The 16,568-nt window shown below is 46.0% G+C and carries 7 protein-coding genes and 1 tRNA gene; all 8 read left to right on the top strand.

The window, feature by feature from the left end; genetic code table 11:
* Positions 1–347: 347 nt before the first annotated feature.
* The 8 genes from dnaK (at position 348) to ACES2C_RS03490 (ending at position 16,566) form a co-directional block, all read left to right on the top strand.
* Complete coding sequence (dnaK, locus tag ACES2C_RS03525) at positions 348–2,261, top strand: molecular chaperone DnaK (RefSeq protein WP_374165632.1); 1,914 nt, start codon at positions 348–350, stop codon at positions 2,259–2,261.
* Positions 2,262–2,520: 259 nt separating this feature from the next.
* The gene (locus ACES2C_RS03520; RefSeq protein ID WP_374165631.1) at positions 2,521–3,288 is read left to right on the top strand and encodes a TatD family hydrolase; all 768 of its coding nucleotides are present in this window, start codon (positions 2,521–2,523) and stop codon (positions 3,286–3,288) included.
* 52 nt (positions 3,289–3,340) lie between these two features.
* On the top strand, positions 3,341–4,390 hold the full coding sequence (locus tag ACES2C_RS03515; RefSeq protein ID WP_374165630.1) for an asparaginase: 1,050 nt from the start codon (positions 3,341–3,343) through the stop codon (positions 4,388–4,390).
* A 370-nt stretch (positions 4,391–4,760) separates the two neighbouring features.
* Positions 4,761–4,848 (top strand) — tRNA-Ser (locus ACES2C_RS03510).
* 302 nt (positions 4,849–5,150) lie between these two features.
* Complete coding sequence (locus ACES2C_RS03505) at positions 5,151–6,203, top strand: hypothetical protein (protein WP_374165629.1); 1,053 nt, start codon at positions 5,151–5,153, stop codon at positions 6,201–6,203.
* Positions 6,200–6,547, top strand: coding sequence for a hypothetical protein (locus ACES2C_RS03500; RefSeq protein ID WP_374165628.1), 348 nt, complete (start codon positions 6,200–6,202; stop codon positions 6,545–6,547). Before ACES2C_RS03505 ends, ACES2C_RS03500 begins: the two co-directional genes overlap by 4 nt.
* A 383-nt stretch (positions 6,548–6,930) precedes the next feature.
* Positions 6,931–7,728 (top strand): glycosyltransferase family 8 protein, encoded by a 798-nt coding sequence (locus ACES2C_RS03495; RefSeq protein WP_374165627.1) that lies wholly within the window; start codon positions 6,931–6,933, stop codon positions 7,726–7,728.
* A 486-nt stretch (positions 7,729–8,214) separates the two neighbouring features.
* Positions 8,215–16,566: a PKD domain-containing protein gene (locus tag ACES2C_RS03490; RefSeq protein WP_374165626.1), complete on the top strand. Its 8,352-nt coding sequence runs from the start codon at positions 8,215–8,217 to the stop codon at positions 16,564–16,566.
* The last annotated feature ends 2 nt before the right edge of the window (positions 16,567–16,568 follow it).

The following is a 16,568-nucleotide window of genomic DNA, read 5'->3' as shown; positions in this document are numbered from 1 at the left end:
TGAGTCCGGGTTGAGTGCGGTGTTTTCTGCGGGAAACGGGACTTAACCCGCACTCAACCCGCACACACCCCGCACGCAGGGATAACGAGGATATACTCTGTAACGAATGTGGTAATACGCAGGTGGTCCTGACTCTGCTTTTCCCTCATACTACTTTTACTCCGGTTTGAGTTACTGTTCCGATATGTTTTCCTGTCTGTCATCCTGTCATTGTTACATCGGTTAATGCTGACGTTTTTCTTGTCATATTCATGTCAATGTGAATGAATCGCATAGTTGGCATAAGCATTGATAAGGTATGAATAAATATTTGTTAATCAATAGAACAAGCTAAAGGAAAATATAACATGTCAAAGATTATTGGTATCGACTTAGGAACAACAAACTCCTGCGTAGCAGTAATGGAAGGTAACGAGCCTGTCGTTATTGCGAACAGTGAGGGAAAGCGCACGACACCTTCTATCGTAGCATTCGTTGAGAACGGTGAGCGCAAAGTTGGTGATCCTGCAAAGCGCCAGGCGATCACTAACCCTAAAAAAACGATCTATTCTATTAAGCGCTTCATGGGGAACAGCTTTAATGAGGTGGGCCGTGAAATTGAAAGAGTCCCTTATGCAGTAGTAAAGGGTGATAACAACACGCCGCGCGTAGAGATCGACGACCGTAAATATACTCCTCAGGAAATTTCGGCAATGATCCTTCAGAAGATGAAGAAGACAGCAGAAGACTTTCTGGGTCAGGAAGTGAGCGAAGCGGTAATTACCGTGCCTGCTTACTTTAATGATGCTCAGCGTCAGGCTACTAAAGAGGCCGGGGAGATCGCTGGACTGAATGTAAAACGTATCATCAACGAACCTACAGCAGCGGCGCTGGCATACGGCCTTGATAAGGCCCATAAGGATATGAAGATCGTGGTGTTCGACTGTGGTGGTGGTACGCACGACGTTTCTGTTCTTGAACTGGGTGACGGCGTATTTGAGGTGAAATCAACAGATGGAGATACCCACCTGGGAGGAGATGACTTCGACCACGTGATCATCGACTGGCTTGCTGATGAGTTTAAGAACGAAAATGGCATGGACCTTACCAAGGATGCCATGGCAATGCAAAGATTGAAGGAAGCCGCTGAAAAGGCAAAGATCGAGCTTTCAAGTTCTACTCAGACAGAGGTGAATCTTCCTTATATCACAGCGGATCAAAGCGGACCTAAGCACCTGGTTCGTACTTTAAGCCGTGCTAAGTTTGAGCAGCTGGCAGATAGTCTGATCAAACGTACTATTGAGCCCTGCCGTTCTGCTTTGAAGAATGCAGGTCTTTCTGCTGGTGACATTGACGAAATTATTCTGGTAGGTGGTAGTACCCGTATTCCTGCTATTCAGGATGCTGTAAAGAGCTTCTTCGGCAAGGAACCTTCTAAGGGAGTGAATCCGGATGAAGTGGTTGCTATCGGTGCAGCTATTCAGGGTGGTGTGTTAACAGGTGAGGTAAAAGACGTACTGCTTCTTGACGTAACACCGCTTTCTCTTGGTATTGAAACCATGGGTGGCGTGATGACCAAACTGATTGAGTCTAACACGACGATCCCAAGCAAGAAGTCTGAAGTCTTCTCAACTGCCTCAGATAACCAGCCGTCTGTAGAAATACACATCCTCCAGGGCGAGCGGCCAATGGCTAGCCAGAACCGGACGATCGGAAGGTTCCACCTCGACGGAATTCCACCTGCACCTCGTGGTGTGCCTCAAATTGAAGTAACCTTCGATATTGATGCGAACGGTATCCTCCATGTATCTGCGAAGGACAAGGCTACCGGTAAGGAGCAGAAGATTCGTATTGAAGCGTCTTCAGGCTTAACTGATGACGAAATTCAGAAGATGAAGCAGGAAGCTGAGGCCAATGCTGAAGCCGACAAGAAAGCAAAAGAGGAGATCGATAAGCTGAATGCAGCCGACGCTCTTGTATTCTCGACAGAGAAACAGCTGAAAGAGTATGGCGATAAAATTCCTGCCGAGAAGAAGGCTCCTATTGAGGATGCGCTGAAGAAGCTGAAGGAAGCTCATGCAGCGAAGAACTTTGCTGAGATCGACTCAGCACAAGCAGAACTGCAAAATGCATGGAATGCGGCTTCTGAGGATATGTACAAAGCTACTCAGGATGCTGCAGGAGCTCAGGGCTCAGCAGGTGCCGGTAACGGTGCAGCAGGAAATGCTTCAGCTAACGGAGGTGACGCAGTGACCGACGTTGACTATGAAGAGGTAAAATAGAACAAGTAATATAAAGTGAAAAAAGCCGTTTCTCTAAGCAGGAACGGCTTTTTTTGTGGTGCAGATTGAGGTATTGATTGTTTTTTTTAAAAACTTGAATGAGATCGCTTCGTTGGCCGTGACGCCTGGCCATGAGGTTGATTGCCAAGGGACGACTTGTTTTTCCATCGCCGGCAAAACAAAGAATGCCCGCTCCTCCTTGTATGAGAGAGCCAGTCGTGACCGTTTTTAGTATACATTCATTAATTTTGCCGCCGGTATGATATTGACCGACACACACACACACCTTTATTACGAAAAGGATCCTGATAAGCTGAAGTTATTAATAGACCGATGTGTTGAGAATGGCGTGACGCGATTATTCCTTCCCAATGTCAATTCTGAATCAGTTGAGGAGGTAAAGGCTTTGACGCACTTATATCCTGAGTACTGCTACCCGATGCTTGGACTTCATCCCTGCGATGTTAAGGAAAACTATCTTGACGAACTTGACAGAATTAAAAGGGCTATGGAGGAAATGAAAATTTGGGCAGTGGGGGAGATCGGAATTGATCTTTACTGGGATAAAACGACACTGGCTGTGCAGCAGGAAGCCTTCCGCACTCAAATCGGGTGGGCGAAAGAGCGCGACTTGCCGATCGTGATCCATTGCAGAGACGCGTTTGATGAGGTGTATGAGATCTTACTTGAACAGCGGGATGAAAAATTAAAGGGGATTTTTCATTGTTTTACAGGAACAAAAGAGCAGGCCGACCGTATAACGGATTTAGGATTCTACCTTGGCATTGGTGGCGTTTTGACCTACAAGAACTCGGGATTGGATAAAGTGGTGGCTCAGCTTGATATGAAGCATCTTGTTCTGGAAACGGACTCTCCTTATCTGACTCCGGTGCCTTTTCGCGGTAAGCCGAATGAGAGCAGTTATCTGGTCTACATTGCAGCTAAACTTGCGGAAATTAAAAACGTTGACCTGGAGACCGTGGCGGAGATTACGACGAGGAACTCAAAAAGCATTTTTGGCATTTGAGTAAGCCGTTCCTTTTATATCTTTATCAAAAATATTACATGAGAAGTTTAGGATGACAAAGGTACTGATAATATATACCGGGGGGACAATAGGTATGGTTCAGGACAAGGTGACCGGTACCTTAAGGCCTCTTGATTTTAATCTGATTACAGAGAATGTTCCTGAGCTTCAGAGACTGAATTACGAGATTACAGTTCATTCATTCACCGAGATTATCGATTCTTCCAACATGAATCCACAGATCTGGGTAGAGCTGGCTGAGCTGATTGATAAGAACTACCATCTTTATGACGGCTTTGTCATATTGCATGGATCAGATACTATGGCTTTTTCTGCTTCTGCTCTTAGCTTTATGCTTGAGGGACTGAATAAGCCGGTTATTTTCACCGGTTCTCAGTTGCCGATCGGGGAGATCCGGACGGATGCAAAAGAGAACCTGATAACGGCGCTTGAGATAGCCACTGCGAAGCAAAACGGGCGGGCCCGCGTACCGGAAGTATGTATTTATTTCGACTTTCAGCTGTTTCGCGGAAACCGTGCCTTCAAATACAATTCTGCAAAATTCGAGGCCTTCCGTTCTCCCAATTATCCCGTTCTGGCAGAGGCGGGGGTGCACCTGCGGTTTAATGATGCAAGTATCCGGAAGTGTGAGGAGTGTACGTTCAGAGCGCATAAGAAGCTCAATAACTCGATTGCAGTATTAAAGCTTTACCCCGGGATTAGTGAGGAGACTGTAGCTGCTATTGTCAATTCAAAGGCTGAGGCCATCATTCTGGAGACCTATGGCGCGGGTAATACCAATACCGATAAATGGTTCTTAAACTGCCTGGAGACAGCGATGGATAAAGGAAAAGTGGTTCTTGATATCTCGCAATGTAAGGTCGGCACGGTTGAGCTTGGAAGATACGAAACCAGTCGCCCCTTAAAGGCGATGGGGGTGACGAGTGGATATGATATGACTTATGAAGCGGCTGTGACCAAACTTATGTTTCTGCTGGCCCGCGGTTATTCTCAGGATCGCATCAGTCATTTGCTGGAAACGAACCTGCGGGGAGAGCTTAGTAAAACTCCGCTGGCAGTTCCTTCCAAGTCGGTGTTTTAGGGAACAGGGCCGTTTTTTCTTTAAGGTGTCTTTGCCCTTCATTGCTTAGAAAGAACTTCAATGTTCTTTCATCCCCGCTTTGCGCTTTCAGCTCTTGAATGTTTCTCATACAACTCTTGTTCATCGGGATCATTAAAATGTATTAAAGGCCTCGATGAGATCGCTTTGCTAACGTTGTAACCACCAGGAATCGTTTGCTTGCTTTTATTCCAGTTTGTGCGTACCGGTTATCAGCGATCCTGTGTAAGCTTTCTTATCCCGATTGCTAACGTATGATCTTGAGAGACGCGGGTCAGGACCTGAATGCTTTGTTTCGCTAAAATTGTATATAGGATGTTTTACAGATTTTATTAACTTTGCCGCTCTTAAAGGAGAGGTGTCCGAGTGGTTGAAGGAGCACGCCTGGAAAGTGTGTATACCTCAAAAGGGTATCGAGGGTTCGAATCCCTCTCTCTCCGCAGAAAAAAGGTGTCCGGTTTATGGATGCCTTTTTCTTTTTACTGCGAAGGAGTTCGCTTCGTAGCATTACTTAACGCCCATCTGACATTATCGAATAAAAGCAGCGAGCTCTAAAAATCTTTTTCAGCTGCTCGCCCCGCAGGACGCAATCTGTTTAGAGGTTTTCTGGTTGGAAGTTACATACACGCTGAGAGTAGTTCAGAGATTTTTGTGCCGTCTAAAACCAAACAGCATCAGACATTAGTAGAAAACTAAATAATTTTCGAACTTTATTGTTGTCTTACTTAATGCTTCGCCTCCTATGAAAAGAGTTCTTCTGTTAGTCTGTATGCTTGTTGTTCTGTGCAACCGCGTAGCGGGTCAGGTACAAAAACTGAGTGGTGTTTATGTTGGTGCAGAACTCTATACTACTCCTTTTGAGGGTATGCAGATCAATAATATTGTGCTTTATTTCAGGAACGACGGAACATTTAATGATGATCTTAAGAGAAGTGACTGGAAAACGAACGTCAGCGGAACCTATTCCATCCGGAACAATATGGTCCAGATAACATTCAAAGGCCAGCGCGAGCCTGAGAGATATAGAATAGGCGCAAAGGGGGCGCTTGAAAGTACAGCTGGGGTGAGACATACGCTGCATAAGGTTAAGCGGGTGAGCGTGGTTCCTGCAGGCGGCTATGAACGGAGATCTGCATCGAGCAGTGGCGGAGTGGGGACGGGGAGACCTAATGTGTTCGTATCATCGACGGGGCACCTTTATTTCGACGGGAAAGGCAGCTTTTCTATGGACCATTCAAGTGTGGTAGGCATCGGCGGCAGTACCGCAGGCGGCACGATTGGTGGAAAGTTCGAAAATAAAGACAAGTCAAGCCGAGGTAGATATAGGCTTGGAGATGGGGAGATCGTCATGACGTTCAATGACGGCAGAGTGAGCAGGCATAGTTTCTTTTACAGCCCGCCGGATGAAGAGGATCTGATCCTGCTCGATGGAGAATTTTACTTTAGGGAGGAAGAACAGAGCTCTTTAGTCCGGGCGGAGGCGCCGGAAGGAAGGCATGACCGGGAGGTACCAGCAGAGGATAGACGGCTTCCTGACGCCGCGCAATTGCTAGCGAAGCTGCGCAGTAATTATGGAGGACAAAATATCGATAAGTTAAATACAGTGAGAGAAACAGCGACCATGAGCGGGAACTTGCGGGCGGTAGTTTTAACTGATATTGTAAATAGCAAAGTACGTGCAGAAGTGTGGCAAAAAGACAAGCTGCTTCTTGTCAGGCAGCTTGAAGGTGAAGATGGCTGGCAGTGGATAAAAGGAAGCAAAGGACCCCTTACGGCTGAAGAAAAAAGGAAATGAAAAACGGTCTTTATCAGGGAATACTTGGACTGCATAAAAGACTAAATGCCTATTTTCTTCGCGGGACCGTTTCCAAATCAAATAGTGATTATATGCTCACTTTCTCTGTAAACGGAAGCAAGCTGATCTACCTGCTAGGAGAGGATTATACGTTAAAAGCAAATGCCAGTTCTGGCGGAACGACTCCGAGCTTTCTCGCATATAAGAGCTTTATCAAAAAGGACGGGATCAGCTATCCGTTAGTGACCGAGTCTTCGGATGGTAAGACCACACTTACACTTACCACTACGTCGACGGAGTTCAATCCGACTTTTACCGCTTCAAGCTGGGAAGTGCCGAAATAGGAGAGAATCGTCCTGAAAGTTTTAGAGCTTCGGTCGAAAACGAGCAGGTCGATGGCTGCGTGTTTTTAGTTTGCCTGCCGGTGGCTGGAATGGGAGCTGGGGTAAAGCTACGCGGCGAGCCCGGTGAAAAGAGGATATGCGGAGATTGCTCGCAAGAAAAGGCTGCAGTCTCTGAAATATCCAGAGCACTGCATCTCTGCCCCAATACTGGCTTATGGCGCTGCTTTTTGCTGAGAGGTGTCTGATAGCAGGGCCGGCGTTAATCTTACAAGAGAAAAAAGAAGACTGCCTGGAGACCCATTTTACTATTGGATTTATTTCTGTTAACTTATTAGAAAAGTTTGTTGAAATAATTCCATATATTTGAAAAAACCTCTTCTATCATGAACATAGTTTTCAATGTGAATGAATTGGGTATGGAGGGACTTGGAGCTACCTTATCATCCCTGGTCAGTAATTGTTCGGATAACAGCCAGCTTGTTCTCTGGTTTCTCTGTTCAGAGCTCAGACTACGAGACAAAGACAACATTAGAAGCCTGCTTTCGTCGGTAGGGTATCGGGGTGATGTAAAATTCGTCGACTTCGATGCCAAGGGCGAGTTTGGGCACCTGAGATCTTTGCATGGCGACTGGACGCCCTATGGAAGGCTGTTAATCCCCAGGACCATCCCCGATAAGCAGGCACTGTATCTTGATTCAGATCTGCTTGTCCTGCTTGATATCCTTACTCTAAAGGACTATGAGATGGGCGACTCTCTATTGGGGGCGGTTTTCGGCTGCGACCTTAAATACGCTCTTGATAACAGTTTCTTCACCAAAAATTTGAACTGGTCTCTGGATACCCCATATTTTAACTCAGGTGTAGTCCTGTTTAATCTTGAGAAGTGGAGGCAAGACGACGTAGATTCCCAGTGGCTTAAACTGGCTGAAAGATACCCGGACGGGTTGATATCTCATGATCAGACTTTGCTTAACGCGGTAGCAGGCGGAAAGTTTGCCCGGCTGCCTGATGCTTATAACAATCCCTGGTATCCGGGAGAGGGAGAATTGCTGTCCTATCATAATTCTATTGTTCATTTTGTTGGTTCCCCTAAACCATGGGATCTTTCCGGCCGCTTTCTCCATGGAGGGTATAAGATTGGAGGAGTTATAACACGGGCTTCTGGCAGAAAGAATATTTGAAAATGACGGCGGGAAAACTGAGGCGTACCTGGAATATCCGCAAGAGCATCGTGAGAACCTTAAAGATACATATGAACCAAAAGTAATACTAAATACGGCGATCCGTCTTGCTTGCGCAGCTGATGCATTTGTAGCTGCAGTAGAGGTTGCTTTGTTCTCTTTGTCTTCGATCAAACCTTATGACTACGCGCTTTGCTGCTTGCCTTTTATCGGCAAAGGCAGTTGAAGTGTCCTTTACAGTAACTTTTTTTCGTGTTGCCGTAGAACCCCCTATGCTACGTTCTCAGTCCTTTAATTGGCTCTTTTTAGCAACTCCTGTAGAATAAAACTAACAGGGGCCTTTAACTGCTCTGAACGATAGATGCTTTAACGAAATAGGTGCTTACGGTAAGGGGTTATGCCGAACGAAAAATTAAAAAAAGTATTGTCAGAAGAATAGGCTTCAGCTTAAACCAGTATTGTTTTAAACTGTTCTTACTAACGTTTTTGTGTTCTGTAGGTTCGGCCAGTTATGGGCAGCTGATAGATGTCGGCAGTCTGGACCCGGGCCCATATGGTCCTGGTTCTAACATCACAGTGCCGATTAAAGTCAAATCTTCTTTTGTAAAGGGAACGAAATTTGAATTATATCTTTCTGATGCGACCGGTACCTTTAATCCTCTTGCTCCACCCATTGGTACATTTGACAGCCACTTTGCCACCTTCGTAAACGGGGTGATCCCTGGGGGAACGCCGGCGGGAAGTAACTACAAGCTAAGGGTCAAAATAGTAAGCCCTTCAACCGAAAATTATATCTCTGTTAGTGGGCCCATTGTAATATCAGGAACAGCGGGCCCTACTGTAAAAGTAGATCCAACTGAAGCGCCCCGCGTATTAGTTGCCGATCGCATTTGGGGGTATTGTACGTTAATAAAGGACGGCAATGTTCTTACAATTAAGAATGCCTCTACAACGGGCGCGGCCGTGACCGGAGTGCTATATAATGATTATGACCCGGCTGTAAGCCCGGTGAATTTCGACTTTAATTCAACCGCTTTTTATCAGCTTAATTTAAATACGGCGTATTATACAGTTAGATTCAGGGCCATAAAGAACGGGGTGGTTTCCACCAAAAGCTACGTGGTTCTTAATTCAACCTATAATCTTAGTCTACAGTCATCCGGAACCCAAACAGCCTGTATTCCGGCTGTTAATAACTCAGCTAACAGCTATGGAGAAAGTGAGCTGATCAGATATTCTGTAAATGTAGGAACGCCGTCTGCTGATAATAAGGGAAGCATCCTTTCGAACTACCCAGGATTGGTATATCGCTTTGATTGGGGAGATTCGAATACTGATTATATTACCCAGGGGCAATTATTAGACTCTGCCGGAAATGTTAAGCATCGGTATAGTGAGACATCGTGTGGCAGAGCTCCGATTATGCTGCAAACTCCTATTTACAACTCATATCAGGCAAATATTTTTATCGAAGCACCGTTCTGTGCGGGAGCCAGCGTTCCAATTACTACTTATCCTAAGGTATACAAGTCTCCGGTAGCGAATTTTGAGATCCCTGGAGAACGGGGCTGCGTGAATCGTCCAGTCCTGATAAACAATACAACGATTCCCGGAAGGGCTGAGGATGCGTCTGGGATGAGCTGTACGGACGAGACTTTTTACCTCTGGTATGTAAAAAAGAATACAGAACCTGAAACGGCTTGGGTGCCCTATTCGGATGAACAGAACTTTATCCACGTTTTTACTCAACCAGGAACTTATAATGTGAAGCTGGTGGCCAGCAATAACAGTTGCACACCATCGGAAAAAGTTCTGGACGTTTGTATAGAGGAGAGTCCCAAGCTCGATTACGAAATCACACAGTCGGCCCAGTGTATCCCCGCAGATATTGTTGTTACGAATAAAACGGCCATTGACAAAGTATGTAAAATATCCTGGGCGTGGAGTGTCCTAAATGCCGAAACGAAAAGCCTGGTTAATGACGGTGTTACTTTTATTACTCCAAGTACTGACTATTCTCCGAAAATCAGAATTACAAAGGCGGGAGACTATATATTGCGGCTTACGTCGATCAATGCATGTGACACCCTGACTCTGGATACTCCTTTTACTGTTGCAGGCCCTCTGTCTGTTTCTTTACCTGAAAATTGGCAGGTTTGCCGTAAGCTGCCTGTTCCTATTGATTTTTCAGCCGATGAAAGGCACAAGCCTGTATACACCGGGTTCGGAAAGTCGAAAACATACAACTGGACTGTTAGTGGGGGAGCGTTTAGCTATGAAAAAGGATCTTCGGGCAGCCCTTATCCTACAATCCGGTTCGAGTCCCCGGGAACCTACACTGTTACTGTCTTTTACAATAATGAATGTAATGCTCAGGTGAGCGACAGTCAGGTTATTACTTTTTATGGACCGATTGTCAAAGACGCAGGCCCAGACGCAATTGTATGTGATAACGTACCGACCGGCTCGCTTAAGAGTAACACCACGTTCAAGCTGCACGGTAATCAGCCACAGCCCTACGAGAATGGTCTCTGGTCAATTGTGGGAAGCAGTCCGTCAGGAGCATCGTTTGACGACCCCACTAAACCAGAAGCCAATATTCTAAATTTAGTGCCGGGGACTTATCAGCTTCGCTGGACGATTAGTAATCCGGCCGGCTGTGCGGAGTATGATGAAATGCAACTCACCGTATATGCAAAGCCAGAAGGCGGTGCGATCAGCGGACCAACAGCAGTTTGCTATGATAACGGGACGACGCTCAAGCTAAATAATTATAAGGGCAAGATAGTCGGGTGGGAGACCTCCCCTGATAATGTCGTGTGGACGGCAGTTGCAGGCTCTGAAGGTAAAGACAGCTTTTTGTTCGAGCACTTACAGCAAAAGACGTTCGTACGGGTGTCAGTAGCGAGTTCCGGATCAGATAGCGGTTGTGGTTCCAAAGCCTATTCGTCTATTTTTACAATGAATGTAGATCCCGTTTCTGTAGGAGGGACCACAAGTGGTGATGCAACTTTCTGCGAGGGAACCGCCGTTTCTGGAGATGTTACGCTCTCTGGACAAACAGGCACTATTGTCAGGTGGGAACGGTTGGCGGGAGGTTCAACCTGGGTCGCGATCGCGTCGGTCTCTAACCCTTACCACTATTCTGGCTTGACTGGCTCCACAAAATTCAGAGCTGTAGTTCAGAGCGGCACTTGTGACGTTGCTTATTCAAGTCCTACTACCATAACAATTGAGAAAAAACCAACTGCTGCTGATGCGGGAGATGACGAATTCATTTGCGCTACCTCTACTTCCTTTCAGCTGCACGGAAATATCCCGGCAATAGGAAACGGTATATGGACGCAAAGTTTTGGGCCCCCGGCGGTAATTGAAGAGCCATCTAAGTATAACACCATTGTCAGCGGCCTGCAGAAAGGAAACAGATATAAGTTTACATGGACCATATCGAATGGTTCTTGTGTACCTAGTGCCAGTACAATGAGCCTGGACGTGTTATCAGATATTATTAATTCAGTGAAAGCTGATCACGCTGTTTCCTGTAAGGGCGACCTGGTTGCTTTGCGTACTGACGTCCTTTCGGGAGGCAACGTTTCCGGTTATCCTGCCAATTATTCGTTTGTCTGGGAGGCATCAGCCGATGGTATTACCAACTGGGCGGTATTGGCTGGGGCCGATAAGGAAACGGTCACTGTAAATCCCTTTGCTACTACTTATTTCCGGCGCCGAGTTAAAAGCTTTGGAGAGTGTGAAGTTGTCAGTGCTCCAGTGCAAATCATCGTTAATGCCGGAACGCCCAATGCAGATGCCGGGCCTGACGTTATTCTTTGTAATTTAACTAACTATACCTTAAGCGGAAATGACCCTGGAACTGGGTTTTCCGGAACCTGGACAGACGATGCTGCAGGTAGTTTAATTACCTTTTTCCCTGATGCTCATGCTCCGAATGCTGAAGTCAGAGGATTGGAGGCAGGGAAGACTTATAATCTGCGGTGGACCATAGCAGGGATTAGTCCTTGTCCCGACAGGTCTGATGTAGTGAAGATAGTAGTCAGGAAGCCTGTGACGGCAGCTTCCGCCGGCGCTGACCAAAGCATATGCCTGAACAAGCAAGGTTCTAATACAAGTTTCACTCTTGACGGCAATGAACCGCAGGCCAGTAACGGAGAGACCGGGACGTGGACTAAGGTGTCTGGACCCGCAGTCACTATTGATCATCCCAGTATGTTTAATAGTACTGTATCAGGATTGCAGCCAGGTGATTATGTTTTTCAGTGGCAGACAAAAAACGATGCGACTGTTGCTGTGCCTGGGTGTTCGGGAAGTACCGCCCAGGTCAATATTCGTATTGTGGCGTATCCCGTCGCAGGTACTATCCAAGGTGCGATTTCCCGGTTATGTCAGGGGAGTGATCCGGGAGTGCTGAAGGTCAACGGTTATACCTCAAGTGCTTTCCTTCAATGGCAAGCATCGAGTGACAATATTACCTTCACAGATCTTCCGGGCGCAAATTCGGAGACGCTTTCTCCGGGGGCTCTTTCTGCGACTACCTGGTACCGGGTAGTCGTGAGGCAGGCGGCGCCTTGTCTGGCTTCAGAGCTTACAATGCCATTTCAAATTATTGTTGATGAACCGACGATAGCCGGCAAGGCCGTCAGTAGTATATCGCGGGTGTGTACCGGTGTAAATTCTGTTACTGTTAAGGCGATCGATTTCCGGGGTGATGTAGTTCGCTGGCAGTCGTCTGCTGATAATGCAACATGGTTTACGGTGCCCGGCACCGGCACCTCTAATACTTTTACGAATCTCGCCAGCAGTATCTACTATCGTGCGATTGTTAGAAATGGCTCGTGCAATGAGGAGCCGTCTTCTTCTGTATTTATCGAAGTGTTGCCAAATGTTACGGCTGCTGACGCTGGCAGAGACCAGTTTCTTTGTAATGAGGGCTCCTTCAGGCTGGAGGGAAATACACCGGTAGCGGGTAGCGGTTCTTGGACGCAGGTCAGCGGCCCGGCGGCTACTATTGATGATTCTTCAAATCCAACTACTACTATCAGTAGTGCTACCTCTGGCACTTATGTGTTTCGGTGGTCTATAAGCAATAACATTTGCGACGCGAGTACTGATGACGTCGTTATTCATAATTATCCGCCGTTAACGAATGCGATAACAGGGAGTACAACAATTTGTTCAGGACAAACAGTTGATATAACGGGAGCTGAGCCAGGCGGAGGAAACGGCAGCTACAACTACAAGTGGGTGTCGAGTCACTCGGCAACGGGACCCTGGATTATTGTAAACGGAGCTACAACGGCAACCTATTCTGCTACCCTTACTTCAACTTCCTACTTCAAGAGGATTGTCGATGCGGGCCCATGTTCTATGGAGAGTAATATTGTAGAGGTGTCGGTACAGCCCCCTATTAGCAATAATCTTATTTCTGCTGATCAGGAATTGTGCTTAGGTCAGCCTCCTGCTAAACTATCTGGCTCGCAGCCCCTGGGGGGAGACGGAAATTATCAGTACCAATGGGAGCAAAGTCTTGATGGGGTCTTATGGACTAATATCCCGGGCGAAACATCTGCTGATTACCAACCTGCCGTATTGGCTCAGTCTGTACAAATCAGACGAGTTGTAACAACTTCTCTCTGTGCAGGTGATCAGAAGAGTATAAGTAATATCGTTACGATAACGATCCGTCCGCTTGCAAAAGCGGAGTTTAAGGCCTCAAAGCAAAAGGCGTGTTCTCCGTTCAACTTAAAGGACGTAATTACCCTGGTCCCGTATGATGATCGTAACTCTACTTACGAGTGGTTTGTTGACGGTGTCTCTATTGGCGCGTCTAGAAGCTTTCCAGATTTTGTTATCTCAGAGGATGGGAAACAGGTTACTGTGAAACTTGTAGCTGAAAGTCGTTTTGGCTGTGGAGCTAATAGTACAGAATTGGTTTTTCAAACAGTAAAACATGTTAAGGCATCTTTCACAAAAGATAAGGAGAAAGGCTGTGGGCCGCTCGCGGTTTCTTTCACCAATACCTCAGCTCCTCTGCAGGGTGCAGACTACCATTGGGACTTTGGTGACGGGCAAACATCTTCGCTAGAGCAGCCGGGGACGATTATCTTTAAACCCCACCCGCTGAATCGCGATACCACCTATATCGTCAGGCTGACAGCTTCAACAGATTGTCAAAGTACTGAATATGTGGACTCGGTTTTAGTACGTCCGCTCCCGTTAGTTAGCTTCACCCCTGACAAAACGCGCGGCTGTTCTCCTTTGGAGATCACGATTGCTAACGAATCGCGGGGAATACCAAATAAATATATCTTCGATTTTGGAGATGGAAATACTCTTGAGAAAAATGACAACTTTGATGTAAAACATACGTATTACACCACAAAGACAGATACTGTAACGCTTAAGCTTACAGCAATTAATGAATGTGGTGTGGATACAAAAAGTTATCAGATAGTTATATATCCTAATACGGTTACACCTAAGCTTGTTGTTGATGGCAACAGGAAGTATGGGTGTGTCCCATTTGCGGTAAAATTTGATAACAATTCCACTGGTGCAAATCGTTTCTACTGGGATTTCAATGACGGTGGGACTTTAGTAACGACACAATCGCCGGAGTCGGTATTTCATACTTTTACTACGCCGGGTACCTACCAAGTGAATTTGACTGCTACGAACGGCTGTTCAACAGGCAGCACCTCGGAAACGATTGTTGTTTACCCAAAACCCAATTCGGAATTTACGGCCGGCAGATCGCTCAACTGTGTGAAGGACTCTATACAGTTTGTAAACGAAAAGAATGCTGCATCCTCTTTTACATGGGATTTTGGTGACGGTACCTACAGTAACCTTCCTAATCCTAAACACGCTTACCTGCATTCGGGCAAATACGATGTTAAGTTAACGGCTGTACAGTCATATCCGGATGGAAGTGTTTGTAGTAATACGGCCACACATGCTATTCAAATATCGGCATTGCCTGTCGCAAGCTTTATAAGCAACTCTTCTTACCTCAATTGTGTACCTTATAAGCTCGTTGTGGCTAGCACTCCAGCTAACGCAGCGGGAGTACAGTGGGATTTTGGAGATCCTGCTAGCGCTGACAATATTGGTACGGGTTACACATCTGAACATATTTACACCGAGCCCGGCCTTTATAAAATTAGGCTTACAGCCTACAACGAGGCGGGGTGCATCGATACAAGCTCACAATACGTTAGAATTTCGGCGCGTCCAAAGCCAGCTTTTGAAGCGTCGAAGTGGGCAGCTTGCGGTTCTACCGCTACCGTTTTATTTACTAATAAGACGACTTATGCTGGAACTGACGCTGTGTCTTATAAGTGGTTGATTAATAATAATGTTGTAGGAAAGACGAAAGATCTAACCTTTACATTCAATGCTGCGTATAACGCGAGTATGCCTGACAAGTTTGAAGTTAAGTTAATTGCGACAAGTGCCATGGGATGTCCTGATACTGTAGTCCACTACTTTCAGCTCAATCCTTTGCCTTCTGCTGCGTTTACTACATCAGAAAGCGCCGGTTGCCCTCCATTGAGGCTCAATATTCAGAACACGTCAAAATATGCAGATCAGTACTGGTGGTATTTAGATAATGAGTTGATATCAACGGACCGGGAGCCAACCGGTATAATCCTCAGCCAAGCAGATAAGATTTACAAATTAAAGTTAGTCGTTAAGAATAAATATGATTGCGGTGAAAGTAGTACAGAGAAGCAGTTTAGTACCTATCCAAAGCCAACCGCATTATTTAAGGTCCAGGACAGCGTAAGTTGTAATGGAATGCTGGATATAAAGATTACAAACGCCAGTACAGGTGCAAGTCGTTATCTATGGGATTTTGGCGACGGAAGTTCCAGGTCGACAGAAGCAACTCCTGCTCATATATATGGTCAGCCCGGCGTATATAAGCTAAAGCTCATCGCATATAATAGTCTTTGTAGTGACACTGCCATCGTAAATGTCAGGATCGCTCAAGTACCGCAGGCTGCTTTTAAGTCTGACGTTACCAAAGGATGTACTCAGGTTCGTGTTACTTTCCAGAATTTATCTGTGAATGCCACTTCTTATTTGTGGGATTTTGGAGACGGAACTTTTTCAACTAGTCCGAATCCTCAGCACACCTTTTCTTATATCAATTCGCCATACAATGTAAAGCTTACTGCATATGGCGAGTTCGGTTGTTCAAACGAGGTTGTTCAAACAAACTATATACAGGTAATAGAGCCTCCGCAGGCGGACTTTACAATTTCGCCTGATTCTGTAGTGAAGATCCCTAATTATACCTTCAGTTTCAAAAATCAGAGTAAGGGAGCTGTCGTGAAGTATATATGGTCTTTTGGAGATGGACAAAGCACGCAGGATGAAAATCCTACACATACTTATAAAGATGCAGGTGAGCACGTGGTAAGGCTTGTCGTCGTCAACGCGGAAGGGTGTCAGGATACAATGACAAGGAAAGTTAGGATTGACGGTGTGCCAGGATACCTCTATGTACCAAATAGTTTCGAACCTGGGAACTTTAAAACAGAGCTAAAGACGTTCAGACCGAAAGGGTCCGGAATTGCAAAGTACTCTCTGAAAATTTTTGATACCTGGGGCCGGATGGTATGGCAGTCTGATAAGCTGGATGAGAAAGGGTCTCCATCGGAGGGATGGGACGGCACATCATCAGGTCAGCCAGCTCCTCAGGGGGTATATGTCTGGCGTATTGATGCAGTCTTTATAGACGGCACCGAATGGAAAGGAATGAAATATGAAACAGGGGCAAGAAGCGCAGTTGGTCCTATTCATTTAATACGATGATG

This window comes from Arcticibacter sp. MXS-1, assembly GCF_041902385.1.
Classification (GTDB): Bacteria; Bacteroidota; Bacteroidia; order Sphingobacteriales; family Sphingobacteriaceae; genus Arcticibacter.
Note: the sequence above shows the minus strand (reverse complement) of the source record. Positions and strands in the feature narration are given on the sequence as shown.